General features: G+C 66.3%; 15 protein-coding genes. 4 read left to right on the forward strand and 11 right to left on the reverse strand.

All coding sequences use genetic code 11. The annotated features are described in order from the left end of the window. Positions 1-510, reverse strand: a 510-nt coding sequence (locus tag ACWDUN_RS07870) for a hypothetical protein (protein WP_449926946.1), incomplete at its 3' end; no start/stop codon positions are given. Between the two features lie 448 nt (positions 511-958). Beyond that, a complete protein-coding gene (locus ACWDUN_RS07875; RefSeq protein ID WP_449926949.1) occupies positions 959-2,413 on the reverse strand; it encodes a cellulase family glycosylhydrolase in 1,455 nt (484 codons plus the stop codon). A gap of 225 nt (positions 2,414-2,638) precedes the next feature. Between ACWDUN_RS07875 and ACWDUN_RS07880 the strand changes: the two genes are divergently transcribed. Continuing rightward, positions 2,639-3,496: an LLM class F420-dependent oxidoreductase gene (locus tag ACWDUN_RS07880; protein WP_449926953.1), complete on the forward strand. Its 858-nt coding sequence runs from the start codon at positions 2,639-2,641 to the stop codon at positions 3,494-3,496. A gap of 33 nt (positions 3,497-3,529) precedes the next feature. Beyond that, on the forward strand, positions 3,530-4,672 hold the full coding sequence (locus ACWDUN_RS07885) for an acyltransferase family protein (RefSeq protein ID WP_449926956.1): 1,143 nt from the start codon (positions 3,530-3,532) through the stop codon (positions 4,670-4,672). Here the strand turns inward: ACWDUN_RS07885 and ACWDUN_RS07890 are convergent. From ACWDUN_RS07890 to ACWDUN_RS07900, 3 genes are read right to left on the reverse strand one after another with little or no spacing between them, the layout of a single operon-like run. Further along, a complete protein-coding gene (locus ACWDUN_RS07890) occupies positions 4,660-5,019 on the reverse strand; it encodes a DUF1622 domain-containing protein (protein WP_449926959.1) in 360 nt (119 codons plus the stop codon). The genes ACWDUN_RS07885 and ACWDUN_RS07890 overlap by 13 nt on opposite strands. Positions 5,020-5,045: 26 nt before the next feature. Next, positions 5,046-5,690, reverse strand: coding sequence for a cation transporter (locus tag ACWDUN_RS07895; RefSeq protein ID WP_449927777.1), 645 nt, complete (start codon positions 5,688-5,690; stop codon positions 5,046-5,048). After that, positions 5,690-6,010 (reverse strand): ArsR/SmtB family transcription factor, encoded by a 321-nt coding sequence (locus ACWDUN_RS07900; protein ID WP_449926962.1) that lies wholly within the window; start codon positions 6,008-6,010, stop codon positions 5,690-5,692. The genes ACWDUN_RS07895 and ACWDUN_RS07900 overlap by 1 nt, the downstream gene beginning before the upstream one ends. An 82-nt stretch (positions 6,011-6,092) precedes the next feature. On the opposite strand from ACWDUN_RS07900, the gene ACWDUN_RS07905 reads away from it, so the two are divergent. Then, positions 6,093-6,452, forward strand: a complete 360-nt coding sequence (locus tag ACWDUN_RS07905) for a hypothetical protein (protein ID WP_449926965.1) — start codon at positions 6,093-6,095, stop codon at positions 6,450-6,452. 106 nt (positions 6,453-6,558) lie between these two features. Then, on the forward strand, positions 6,559-8,121 hold the full coding sequence (locus ACWDUN_RS07910) for an alanine/glycine:cation symporter family protein (RefSeq protein WP_449927779.1): 1,563 nt from the start codon (positions 6,559-6,561) through the stop codon (positions 8,119-8,121). Between the two features lie 13 nt (positions 8,122-8,134). Here the strand turns inward: ACWDUN_RS07910 and ACWDUN_RS07915 are convergent, their stop codons facing one another. The 6 genes from ACWDUN_RS07915 to ACWDUN_RS07940 form a co-directional block, all read right to left on the reverse strand. Beyond that, positions 8,135-8,374 carry an anti-sigma factor family protein gene (locus ACWDUN_RS07915; RefSeq protein WP_449926967.1) on the reverse strand — a complete coding sequence of 80 codons (240 nt, stop codon included), beginning with the start codon at positions 8,372-8,374 and terminating at the stop codon, positions 8,135-8,137. Next, a complete protein-coding gene (locus tag ACWDUN_RS07920) occupies positions 8,371-9,006 on the reverse strand; it encodes an RNA polymerase sigma factor (RefSeq protein ID WP_449926970.1) in 636 nt (211 codons plus the stop codon). Before ACWDUN_RS07920 ends, ACWDUN_RS07915 begins: the two co-directional genes overlap by 4 nt. A gap of 19 nt (positions 9,007-9,025) precedes the next feature. Beyond that, positions 9,026-9,532, reverse strand: a complete 507-nt coding sequence (locus ACWDUN_RS07925) for a YkgB family protein (protein WP_449926973.1) — start codon at positions 9,530-9,532, stop codon at positions 9,026-9,028. 90 nt (positions 9,533-9,622) lie between these two features. Beyond that, positions 9,623-10,969: an NAD-dependent succinate-semialdehyde dehydrogenase gene (locus ACWDUN_RS07930; RefSeq protein WP_449926976.1), complete on the reverse strand. Its 1,347-nt coding sequence runs from the start codon at positions 10,967-10,969 to the stop codon at positions 9,623-9,625. A 404-nt stretch (positions 10,970-11,373) separates the two neighbouring features. Next, positions 11,374-11,670, reverse strand: coding sequence for a hypothetical protein (locus ACWDUN_RS07935; RefSeq protein WP_449926979.1), 297 nt, complete (start codon positions 11,668-11,670; stop codon positions 11,374-11,376). A gap of 148 nt (positions 11,671-11,818) precedes the next feature. After that, positions 11,819-12,391: a TetR/AcrR family transcriptional regulator gene (locus tag ACWDUN_RS07940; RefSeq protein ID WP_449926982.1), complete on the reverse strand. Its 573-nt coding sequence runs from the start codon at positions 12,389-12,391 to the stop codon at positions 11,819-11,821. Between the last annotated feature and the right edge of the window lie 66 nt (positions 12,392-12,457).

A 12,457-nucleotide genomic window follows, 5' to 3' on the forward strand; every position in this document is an offset into this window, starting at 1 on the left:
CACCTGACCGAGCTGCTGCTGCGCATCGCTGCCCACGGTGCCACCGTTCACCAGAACGTCGGTACCCACCTGACCGAGCTGCTGCTGCGCATCGCTACCCACGGTGCCACCGTTCACCAGAACGTCGGTACCCACCTGACCGAGCTGCTGCTGCGCATCGCTGCCCACGGTGCCGAGCTGGCGTTGCACGTGTGCTGCGGCGGCGCCGCTGTTCTGCTGCAGATCGCTGCCGAACTGGCCCAGCTGCTGCTGCGCATTGCTGGCAGCTGTGCCGCCGTTGATCTGCAGGTTGCTGCCGAACCGGCCGATGTTCTGCGTCAGGTTGGATCCGAACTTGCCCAGCCGCTGCAGCGGGGACTTGTTTGTGCTCTGTTGCGACGAGGTTTGCCCCGTCTCGGCGTGTGCGGTGCCGGCGGCCACCGTGGCCGCGCCCATGCCCAGCGCGATGCCACCCCCGGCCACGAGCGTCGCGGCAATCATCCGGACGGAGGTTCCTGAACGACGGTCCATGTTGATTCTCCCTTTCAGCAAAGTCCCCAACCAACACAGCGAAGCTACCACGGCGGTTGCCCAGCGGGAAAGACCTTCGCTCAAAGCACGGTCCGGCCCCTAGCATGCCGTGGCGGCGGTATTTGCCGGCGACTGTGGTGAGAGCGCTCGACTTACACGATATACGCTCTCAATCAGCGCTTTCGCCAGCGTTTCCGCACCAGGGCACGCGTTTGAGTGCGATAGCCGCACATTGCCCACCCAGCCCCTGGCGACCCCGTAACAACCTTTGCCAGCACACCGATTTCAAGATCACGTGAATCGATATAGCAAAGTTATTGTCAACGAGGCGCAAAAGTTGTCCACTCGCCGCAGCAATCGTCGACGGCACCAGTGGTCGATCCGCCGACTGCGGGTGACAAACATTAGAGGCGCATTCCGGCCGGCGCCATGGCGCCGTTGCTGCCGGCTACTGCGTGAGGACCACCTTGACGCCGACCCATGGCACCCAGGTCATGTGGCCGCGCTGGAAGTCGACCCGGGTCCCCCGATAAGTCCACCGCTCTGAGGACGTCGCCAGGCCGAGTTCGGGCACCCACTTCTTGGCGAACTCCATGCTGGCGGTGTGCAGCCCTGTCTCCGGCGAGTACCAGACCCGGAACGGCTGCCAGCCGCCGAAATCCTGATAACCGTCCTTGAAGCTCGTCTTGGGCAGCATGTTCCGCTTACGGACCAGGTCGGCGACCGCCGTCGGAGACGCGATGATCTTGCCCGGCGATACCTCCCACAACGTGCCGAGCGTGCGCAACTGCGTCGGCACCTTGAAGGGGCCCGTGTAGACCGGACTGAGCACTTCACCGAACATCGGATCGGTGAACGCGGTGAACCGTTGAAAGGCCGCATTGGTGCCCGGTGGGGATGCCACGATCTGCTGGGCGGCCTTGGGCACCCAGTTCGACCGGTACAGACCGAAACGGTCATCATCGGAGTTACTGGAACTGTTGAGATCCCTTGTGGTGTACAGCATCAACGGTCCGGCGTACGGAAGTTCGCGCCACGTGCTGATCATGTCCGAGATGAACGCCGCCTGCGTTGCCTCGCTGACCCGATTGGTGGGGGCGCCGTACTCGGACACCCAGATCTTCTTCGGGCCGTCGCCCTGTTCCAGCATCACCCGTCGCATCCGGACCAACTGCTCCACCGGGGAATCCCGCTGCAGCATGCCCTGTGAGAATTTCATGGTGTAGCTGTAGGGGTGATAGGACAACGCGTCGAAGAACGGTTTGGCACCTGCCTTGTACATCCGAGTCAAGAAGGTGACCGGATCGATCGTCCACGAGCCCCACGTCTTGCCGGACCCCAGCACCCCGCCGATGACGATGGCGGCCGGGTCGACGGCCTTGATTCGCGGATAAGCGGCCTTCAACAGGTCGGTATATCCCGCCGGATCGGGAGCCGGGTGATAACCGAATATCCCGTTCGGCTCATTCCAGATCTCGTATGCCGCAATTCTGCCTTTGTACCTTTCGGCGACTTTCGCGGTGAATTTCCCATACTGATCGGGCGAGGCCGGCCGGCCGTGCGGCGGCAAGGCATTGTGCGCCTTGGCCCACCACGGACTGGAGGTGATGGCGCAGATGATCGAGATGTTTGCCGCAGCTGCGGCAGCGACCACCCGGTCGGACCGCGACCAGTCATACCGGCCCTGCCAGGCCTCGACACCTGCCCACGGAATTCCGATCCGCACGGTGCGGATATTGTTCTGCACCCATCGCTGCACCGTCGCGGCGACCTCGGCGTCGTCGTAGAAGTAGACCTGCGAATCGGCGAAACCGAGAGTGGTCGCTGAATTGCTCAGTGCCGTCAGATCATCGGTGACCACCTGACGGTGCCGCTGCGAGGTCGGGGTCGTGATCAGAGCCACCACACAAAGCCCGGAGACAATGGCACCGAGAGCCGCGCGTATTAATTTGCGACGCCGGAATATCCGTCCGCCGCGCACCGTGCTCACATTCAGCCCCGACCCTTCTCGAATTTGAGTCATTTGTAACGGAAAGGGCGTCGGAACCATGGCAGCCAATTCGGCGTGTCGAAAACCCCCGGTCACGGTACGGATACGGCCGGCGGGGCCGTCGGGCATGCTGGGCACATGCGGATCGGGGTGGTGTTCCCACAGACGGAACTGGGCGGTGACGCGGGAGCGGTGCGCGCGTACGGACAGCGCGTCGAGGAACTGGGCTTCACACACATCCTGGCCTACGACCATGTCGTCGGCGCCGACCCCGAGGTGCACACCGGGTGGAACGGACCGTACGACGTCCACACCACGTTCCACGAGCCTTTGGTCATGTTCGGGTATCTGGCTGGGGTCACCCACGCCGTCGAACTGGTCACCGGCGTCATCATCCTTCCGCAGCGCCAGACGGTGTTGGTGGCCAAGCAGGCCGCCGAGGTCGATCTGCTCAGCGGCGGCCGGCTGCGGTTGGGTGTCGGGATCGGTTGGAATGCCGTCGAATACGAGGCACTGGGTGAAAACTTCGGTGACCGCGGCAAGAGATCGGGTGAGCAGATCGAGGTCCTGAGACGGTTGTGGACCGAGCCGACGGTGACCTTCACCGGCGGCCACCACCGCATCACGGGAGCCGGGTTGGCGCCGATGCCGGTGCAACGGCCGATCCCGCTCTGGATCGGCGCGGCGTCCGATGCGGGCTACCGCCGGGCCGGCCGGCTCGCCGACGGCTGGTTCCCGATGATGGCGCCCGGCCCCCGCCTGCAGCAGGCCCGCTCGGTGGTCGATCAGGCCGCGACGGCCGCGGGCCGGGATCCGGCATCGCTCGGAATGGAGGGCCGCGTCGCGTGGAACGGTGATGACGACGCGGTTCTGGCCGACGTCGCCGCCTGGTCACAAACCGGGGCGACGCATCTGTCCATCAACACGATGGGCGCCGGACTGACCACGGTGGACGCTCACCTCGCGGTGCTGGAGCGGCTGGCCGCCGGGCTCTGAGCCGCGCAGCGCCGCCCGTACCCTGGTGGGACCATGCGTGCGATCCCCGATGCCGGCCCACGCAGAACGGCACGGGTGGCCTCGCTCACGGGTCTGCGCGCTCCGGCCGCTCTGCTGATCGTCGCCACCCACGCCGCCTACGGAACGGGCCAGCTGACCAACGGTTATCTGGGCTCGTTGTATGCGCGTCTGGAGGTGGGCGTGCCGATCTTCTTCGCCCTCTCCGGTTATCTGCTGTTCCGGCCCTGGCTGGTCGCCCTGCGCGACGGCACCGCGGCACCCTCGGTGCGACGTTATGCGCGGCACCGGGTGCGGCGGATCGCGCCGGCGTATGTCGTGACGGTGGTGATCGCCTACGCGGTCTACGAGTTCCGCGACGCCGGGCCCAATCCCGGACACACCTGGTTGGGTCTGGTGCAGCATCTGACATTGACCCAGATCTATCCGCCGCTGGCGGTCCTGCATCAGGGCCTGACCCAGATGTGGAGCCTGGCGGTCGAGGTGGCGTTCTATGCGGTGCTGCCGCTGCTGGCCGGTCTGCTGCTGACGGTGTTGTGCCGGCGGCGGTGGCGGCCGAAGTTGTTGTTGGCCGGGCTGGCCGCCCTCGGCGCGCTGACCCCGCTGTGGCTGTGGATTCAACACGCCACCGACGTGCTGCCGACCTCGGCCAATATCTGGTTGCCGGCCCAGTTGATCCACTTCATCGGCGGAATGGCGCTGGCGGTGCTGCAGGTGGCCGGGGCGCGCTGCCGCGGATATCTGATCTGGCCGGCCGCGCTGATCGCGCTACTGGTGGTGGCGCTACCGATTGCCGGTGAGGTCACCGCGACCGTGGTGCAGCCCGGACAGGCGGTGGTGCGATCCACCCTGTATGCGGTGGTGGCCGTCGGTCTGCTGGCGCCGTTGGTGCTCGATCCCGGTGGCGGTCCGGCCCGCGTGTTGGGTAGCCGCCCGGTGGTGTGGCTGGGTGAGATCTCGTATGAGATCTTCCTGGTGCACGTGATCCTGATGGAGATCGCGATGGCGTCGATCCTGGGCTGGCCGGTGTTCACCGGCTCGATGCTCGGGCTCTTCGCGACCACGCTCGCGCTGTCGATTCCCGTCGCATGGCTGCTGCACCGCTGGACCCGGGTGCGCCCCGATCCGGTTGGCGCACAACCCCGTCAGCTGGTCTGAGGTTGTTCCCGGATCCGTTGCTGCCAGGGCCAGCGACCGCTGATCTCCAGTTCCAGCGAGAAGCTCAGGAACGTACGGATCAGGACGATCACCGCGAGCACCGCGACACTCTCCCAGGTCGGGGTCAGCGCGACGGTCCGGATGATGTCGGCGGCGACCAGCAGTTCCAGTCCGAGCAGGATGGAGCGGCCCAACCGTTCGCGGAAGAACCGGTACGCGTCACCGGATTTGCCCACCAGGCGGCGGACGGTGGCCGCCGCCGCGATCAGCGCACCGATGGCGATGACCGCCACGCCGATGCCGTCGATTGCCTTGCCGACCGTCTCGATGACCTCGTAGAAGCTCATGGCGCAACGTTATGCCCCACGAGTCGTCAGTCGCAGCACGATCGCTGCTGCGGAACTGGGGCGCAGCAGTTTTCACCGCGCCACGCCTGCCTGCCCTCCTTGACCGCCACGGCGGCGATCACCAGGGCCGCGACCGGGTCGGCCCAGGACAGCCCGAAGGCGCTGTTGAGCACCAGACCGACCAGCAGAACCGCCGACAGGTAGGTGCACAGCAGTGTCTGTTTGGAATCCGCGACGGCCGACAGCGATCCCAGTTCGCGACCGGCCCGGCGCTGCGCCCAGGACAGTACCGGCATGATCACCAGGCTGAGTGCGGCCAAACCGATGCCGATCGACGAGTGCCGGGCCTCCTCGGCACCGGTCAACGTGCGCACGGCATCCACCGTCACGAACAGCGCCAGACCGAAGAACGAGAACGCGATGATCCGCAGCGCCACCTTCTCCCGCGCTTCCGGATCGGAACCGGAGAACTGCCAAGCCACCGCGGCCGCCGAGGCGACCTCGATCGTGGAGTCCAGGCCGAACCCGATCAGCGCGCTCGACGACACCCGCGCGCCCTCGGTGATCGCCACGAAGGCTTCGACGATGTTGTAGGTGATGGTCATGGCGACGAACCACCTGATGCGTCGCGACAGCACCGCGCGTCGCGCCTCGGTCACCGGGGCGGCCATCAGCAGCACACGCAATCGGTGCAGCAACCGGGATCGACCGCCAGGACGAGGCCCATCAGGTCGCCGAGTGCCCGACCGATGCGGGCATCGGCCAATTCGTAGCGGGTGCGGCGCCCCTCAGGAACCGCGACCACCAGACCGCACCCGCGCAGGCAGCTCAGGTGGTTGGACAGGATCTGACGCGTCACGCCCAGTTGCTCGGCGAGTTCGGAGGGATAGCCCGGTGCCCGATCGAGGCTCAGCAATATCTGTGCGCGGGTGATATCGGACAAGGCGTGACCGAACCGGGCCAGCGCATCGGTGTGGGTCAACGTCTGCACACACCAGATAGTACATCGAAATCTGTACTGATTGTCGCCGGTTCATGATCGAGCCGCACCACATTGGGGTATACGACGCGCCATGATCGTCACCGGGGCGCTGCTGGCCGAGTCGGCGGTCGTCGTCGACAACAAACTCGACATCGTCGGCGGCGTGGTCGACACCTGCCGGCCCGGCTCCGATCGCACGGCCCGCGTCACGCTGGTGGTGCTCATCGCGCCCGAACCCGGCGATGCGTCACCCACGATCGACATCCGGTTCACCGATCCGACCGGCACGGGAATGGACCTGCGCCTCGACGTTCCGCCGTCGAGCCTGGGCGGCGAGATCGGATTCGCCTACTACCCACTGGCGCTGCCGGTGCCGGTCGGCGGGCGGTATCTGCTGACCGTCACCAGTCGCGGCGGGTTCGTCTCGCTGCCGCTGAAGGTGCTCGGCTGACCTTTCCGATCAACGGACTTACGTCGTTGTCATGGAAAAGAAACACATCGGCGCCGCAGTCCTGCAAGCATGAGCACACCCGCACGACATGATTGGAACGCCACTGGTGACCGAATTCCTCAGTACCGTCAACAGCTACATCTGGAGTAACGCCCTCGTCTATCTGTGTCTGGCAGCCGGCATCTACTTTTCGATCCGCTCCCGGTTCGTACAGGTTCGGCAGATACCCGAGATGGTGCGGTTGATGTTGCGCGGCGAGAAGTCGCCCTCGGGTGTGTCATCCTTCCAGGCGCTCACCATGTCCCTGGCCGGCCGCGTCGGCACCGGCAACATCGCCGGTGTCGCGACCGCCATCGCCTTCGGTGGACCCGGCGCCCTGTTCTGGATGTGGACGGTGGCTTTCCTCGGGGCGTCCACCTCGTTCGTCGAGTGCACGCTCGGTCAGATCTACAAGGTGCGCGACCAACTCACCGGCGAGTACCGCGGCGGACCGGCCTATTACCTCAGCCGAGCATTGGCACACACCAAGGCGGCACCGTTCTTCAAACTGTATGGGCTGCTGTTCGCCGCGGTCACGGTGCTGGCCTGCGGCCTCCTGCTGCCCAGCGTGCAGTCCAACTCGATGGCCTCGGCGATGAGCGGTGCATGGGGCGTGTCGACCTGGTGGGTCGCCATCGGCACGGTGATCCTGCTGGCATTCATCATCATCGGCGGTGTCAAGCGCATCGCGACGTTCGCCTCCGTGGTGGTGCCGTTCATGGCGCTGATCTATATCTTGCTGGCCTTGATCATCGTGGCTGCGAACGCTTCCGAAGTACCCGGCGTGATCAGCATGGTCATCTCGAGTGCGTTCGGTGCCGATGCGGCGTTCGGTGCGATCCTAGGTGCCGCGATCATGTGGGGCGTCAAGCGCGGTATCTACTCCAACGAGGCCGGACAGGGCACCGGTCCGCACGCCGCGGCCGCCGCAGAGGTGTCACATCCCGCCAAGCAGGGTCTGGTGCAGGCATTCGCGGTGTACGTAGACACGCTGTTCATCTGCAGCGCAACCGGGTTCCTGATCCTGTCGACCGGAGCGTACCGGGTGTACGAGGGTGAAAGCGCCACGGGGTCGGTACTGGCCGACGGCGGCCGACTGCCCGCCGACGCCGAAGTGGGTCCGACCTTCGCCCAGGTCGGCTTCGACACGCTGTGGGCCGGCGGCGGTTCGACGTTCATCGCGGTGTCGCTGTTCTTCTTCTGCCTCACCACCATCATCGCCTATTACTACATGGCCGAGACGAATCTCCGTTTCCTGCTTGGCAAGTCCGCAACGGCCACCGTCCCGTTCCTGCGCGGCAGCGTCGGTCGCACGTCCACCATGCTGCTGCAGGCACTGATCCTGGTGTCGGTGACCATCGGCGCGGTGTCCACCGCCAGCGACGCCTGGACCCTCGGCGATATCGGCGTCGGGTTGATGGCGTGGCTCAACATCATCGGCATCCTGATCCTGCAGCAACCCGCCTACAAGGCGCTGCGCGATTACGAGCGGCAGAAGAAATCCGGGCTCGACCCCGCCTTCGACCCGGTGGCACTGGGCATCGTCGGCGCGACGTTCTGGGAGAACTACGACCCGAAGACGGGTAAGGATCGGGTACCGCCGGTGACGACCGGTCCCAGCAGCGGATAAGCCCCGGCGCCAATCACTTCCACTCGCGGAAGGCCGCCAGCAACCGGTCCCGGAAGGCCGGGTCGAGCTCACCGGAATCGACCCGGCCCAGGGTGTCCACCGTGGTCTGCAACTGCTGCAGGTAGTTGTCGCAGCCGTCGCACTCGGTGAGGTGGATGTCGAACCGCGCGCGGGTGTCCAGATCGAGGGCGCCCTCCAGGTAGGCGGTCACCAGCTCCACCAGTTCGTTGCAGTCCATCGATTCCGCGCTCATGCGGACTCCTTCAGATAATCCTCAAGTGCCTGCCGCACCGCGGCACGACCGCGGTGCAGCAGCACGCGTTGGTTGGCGACGCTGATCTGTAGCAACTCGCACACTTCGGCGGCATCCATGCCGAGCACATCTCGCATGGTCACGACCTCCCGCTGCCGGACGGGCAGTTTGTCCAGTTCCCGGCGGGTCACGTCCAGCAGCTCATCCCCGAGCACCGACCCCTCGGGGGTGTCGGGGAACGGCGACGGCGCCTCGCTGTCCTTCCAATGGCCGGCCCACTCCTCGCCGGCGTCGCGAAACCGTGCCGGGTCGACGGTGCCCTCGGTGAACGCCAGTACCTGCACCTCGGTGTCACGCCGTTCACGCAGTCCGCGCGCCTTGGCGATGTTGACCATGATGGTGAAAAGCCATGTGCGCAACGATGATCGGCCCTCGAATCGGTCGATGCCCTTGAGCAGCGCGATCCAGGTCTCCTGGACGACCTCCTCGGCGATCTGGTGATTGGGCACGTAGCCGGCCGCGATCCGCAGCATGGCCGGAGTGTGCTTTTCGACCAGGGCGGCGAAGGCCGCCTCGTCACCACCGCGCAGGGCGGCGACAAGGGCGGCCTCCTCCGTTGCCGATGTGATCATCGCCGGACCATCGTAGGTCTCAGCGCAGGTCCGCGAGGTCACTTCGGCTGCGGACCGCGGCCAGCGCATCGGCCACCAGCCACAGTGAGATCCCGATCAGGGCAACATCTTTGATCAGGAACTGGCCGGTCATCGACAGTACCGGGAAGCCGCCCGCGGTGGCCTCGCCCACCCCGGGTGTGGTGAACAGGAAGCTGATGGTCGCGGCGAACAGCCCCACCGCGATCACGCCGCCGGCCACGGCCACCCGCGGCAGCCACGGCTTGACGGCCAGCATGGCGGCCGTCGCGAGTTCCAGCACGCCGAGCAGCGCCGAGAAGCCGGTCACCGAGAAGATGTCGTATACCCAGCTCATCAGGGGTGAATTGGCGACCAGCGGCTCGATGCCGTGGGCCTCGTAGGAGGTGAACTTCAACGCCCCGATCCACCCGATCACCACCACCAGGCCGTAGCGGGCGACGTGCCCGCCGATGGTGGCGAGGGTGGACTGAGCCGAAGCGATGGGGTTTTGCTGGATGACGGTCATGACTGACTCCCTTGTTCGATGGATATGCAAGGGAGTGTGTCGTTCGGGGCCTACCGTTACAGACCGTCGCCGATCACCGCCGCGACCGCATCAGCCGGCGATGCGGATGAGTTTCTTGTTGACGAATTCGTCGATGCCGAAGCGGCCCAGTTCGCGGCCGAACCCGGAGCGCTTCACCCCGCCGAAGGGCAGTTCGGCGCCCTCGGCGCCGACGGCGTTGACGAACACCATGCCGGCGTCGATCTTGTCGGCGACGCGCTTGGCCTGCTCGGCGTCGGTGGTGAAGACGTAGGAGCCCAGGCCGAACGGGGTGTCGTTGGCCAGCGCGACGGCCGCGTCCTCACCGGAGACCTTGTAGACGGTGGCGACCGGACCGAACAGTTCCTCCTTGGCCGACGGCTTGTCCGGCGAGACACCGGTGAGCACGCCGGGCGGGAAGAACGCACCGTTGCGCTGACCGTCGGAGGTCAACGTGGCGCCGTCGGCGACCGCGCGATTGACCTGATCCTCCAGCCGTTCGGCAGCGGCCACCGAGGACAGCGGCGCCAACCCGTCGCCCTTGGCCAACACCTTGGCGGTGAACTTGTCGATGAATTCGTCATAGACGCCCGCCTCGACGATGATGCGCTTGGCGGCGTTGCACGCCTGCCCGGTGTTCTCGAAGCGACCGTCGACCGCGGCCTCCACGGCGGCGTCCAGATCATCGGCCGAGAGCAGGATGAACGGATCCGACCCGCCCAGTTCCAGCACGACCTTCTTCAGGTTGCGGCCGGCGATCTCGGCGACCGCGGCGCCGGCACGCTCGGAACCGGTCAGCGACACGCCCTGCACGCGCGGGTCGGCGATGGCCTCGGCGATCTGCTCGTTGGTGGCGTAGACGTTGACGTAGGCACCCTCGGGGTACCCGGCGTCGAGGAAGATCTGCTGCAGCGCGGCCGCGGACTCGGGGCACTGCGGGGCGTGCTTGAGCACGATGGTGTTGCCCAGCACCAGATTCGGGCCGGCGAAGCGGGCCACCTGGTAGTAGGGGTAGTTCCACGGCATGATGCCCAGCAGCACACCGACCGGACTGCGCCGGATGAGCGCGCTGCCTTCGCCTTCGAGCAGATCGATGGGCTCATCGGCCAGGAACTTCTCGGCATTGTCGGCGTAGAACTCGTAGATGGCGGCGCTGAACTCCACCTCACCGACGGACTGGTCCAGCGGCTTGCCCATCTCGCGCTGGATGATCTTGGCCAGTTCGTCCTTGCGCTCGTTGTGCAGGGCGGCGACCTTGCGGATCAACTCCGCGCGTTGGGCGACGGTGGTGGTCTTGGACCAATCGCCGAACGCCTGGGCCGCAGCGGCCAGCGCCTCCTCGATCTGGTCATCGGTGGCGGTCGGGTACTCGCGCACCACCTCGCCGGTTGCCGGATCAACCACTGCGTAGAGACTCATGTGTCGGCCTTTCTTCGATGTCGTTCGATCACAGCATGTCTGGGCGCTTCAACGGCGCGCCATGACGTTCGGGATGACGCGTTGCAACGCACCCGACGGCCAGAGTCTGCGTCCGACGCACGGCTTCCACACCGGGGCGCGGCATCGGTTCTCCTGTCGGCAGATCTGGGCGGTCAACCCGATCGTACAAGCCGAACAACCGGCCGTCCGGCCGATCCGACGGAACTCGTGCATCGCCGATGCAGGTACGTGTTCAGCCCATTCATCGGACTCGACGAAATCCGAGGCGGGCGTCAAGAGAGGCGCTCGTTTCGTCAAACACACTGTCCGACAACGGGTTGATCGACACGTATCGGTTCCCGGCGCGCAGGGCTGCCGCCCTGCGCGCCGGTGTGAACGGTGGACTACAACCGAATCCACTGCCCCAGGAACCAGAAGCCCCAACCGTCGCCGTTGCCGGCGCGCAGCGGTTCCACCCGGTGCCCGTTGTACATGAAGGGCTGATGGTCGTTGCGGGCCTGATCCATACCGCGTTGCTGCCAGTTGTTGTTCTGCGGAGCGGGTGCGCAGGCTGCGGCATCCGGACCCCCGCAGGGACGGCCCGGGTCGGCGCTCGCGGTGCCCATCCCGGCTCCGAGCAGGCCGGCCACCGCGATACCGCCGGCCAGGATCGGGGCGGCGGCGCGACGCGTGAGCTTCATGGGGACTCCATTCATCCGTGTGTGTTCTCGCGGCACCTCACCGCCACACGGATCAGCACGCTATGGCCGCCCGTTGGGCGGCCACTGTGGCGAAGTTAGGCGCGCGCTGTGCGTCGGATAACGAATCGGAACAGTTACCGGCACAGAACTATTCGACACCGGACACGATCAGGTCGGCCAGCGCGTCCAGGTAGCCGTCATCGACCTCTCGACCGTGGGTCAGGCGCCAGAAGACCGGCGCCGCCATCAGGTCCAGGATCAGCTCGATCCGCCCCGCAGGCACCTGCGCGCGTTCCAGTGCGGCGCGGCCCCATTCCCGACGCGGGCCGCCGATATGCGTGGCAGCGGCCTCGGCCAGGGCCGGATTGCGGTCGTACTCGGCGATCAGACTGGGCAGGATGGCGCGGATCCGCGGGTCGCCGAGCCACTGGGTCACCGCGGTGAGCATGGCTCGGACATCACCGCGCAGGGATCCGGTGTCGGGGGCCGGATCCTGCGGGACGCTGAGCCGCGCGAGCACCTCGGTGACCAGGTCCACCTTGGACGGCCAGCGCCGGTACAGCGCATGCTTGCCGACCCCGGCCCGCCGGGCCACCTTCTCCATGGCCAGTTTGGCGTAGCCCTGCTCGACGAGTTCGTCGATGGCGGCGTTGGCGATCGCCTCGGTGACGGCCGGTCGCATGACGGCGCCGCCGCTGGGTTTACGCCGGGGTGCCGTCATGACCGCAGCCTATCTCCCCCGAACGACACGGTGCCGTCCGGTATGTAGTGTGAACGGCACGGGTCC

Source organism: Mycobacterium sp. NPDC003323, assembly GCF_053589535.1.

Coding starts and splice junctions, on each gene's coding strand:
- ACWDUN_RS07880 (WP_449926953.1), top strand. CDS start 2,639: ATGCGGATCGGGGTGGTGTTCCCACAGACGGAACTGGGCGGTGACGCG.
- ACWDUN_RS07885 (WP_449926956.1), top strand. CDS start 3,530: ATGCGTGCGATCCCCGATGCCGGCCCACGCAGAACGGCACGGGTGGCC.
- ACWDUN_RS07890 (WP_449926959.1), bottom strand. CDS start 5,019: ATGAGCTTCTACGAGGTCATCGAGACGGTCGGCAAGGCAATCGACGGC.
- ACWDUN_RS07895 (WP_449927777.1), bottom strand. CDS start 5,690: ATGGCCGCCCCGGTGACCGAGGCGCGACGCGCGGTGCTGTCGCGACGC.
- ACWDUN_RS07905 (WP_449926965.1), top strand. CDS start 6,093: ATGATCGTCACCGGGGCGCTGCTGGCCGAGTCGGCGGTCGTCGTCGAC.
- ACWDUN_RS07915 (WP_449926967.1), bottom strand. CDS start 8,374: ATGAGCGCGGAATCGATGGACTGCAACGAACTGGTGGAGCTGGTGACC.
- ACWDUN_RS07920 (WP_449926970.1), bottom strand. CDS start 9,006: ATGATCACATCGGCAACGGAGGAGGCCGCCCTTGTCGCCGCCCTGCGC.
- ACWDUN_RS07925 (WP_449926973.1), bottom strand. CDS start 9,532: ATGACCGTCATCCAGCAAAACCCCATCGCTTCGGCTCAGTCCACCCTC.
- ACWDUN_RS07930 (WP_449926976.1), bottom strand. CDS start 10,969: ATGAGTCTCTACGCAGTGGTTGATCCGGCAACCGGCGAGGTGGTGCGC.
- ACWDUN_RS07935 (WP_449926979.1), bottom strand. CDS start 11,670: ATGAAGCTCACGCGTCGCGCCGCCGCCCCGATCCTGGCCGGCGGTATC.
- ACWDUN_RS07940 (WP_449926982.1), bottom strand. CDS start 12,391: ATGACGGCACCCCGGCGTAAACCCAGCGGCGGCGCCGTCATGCGACCG.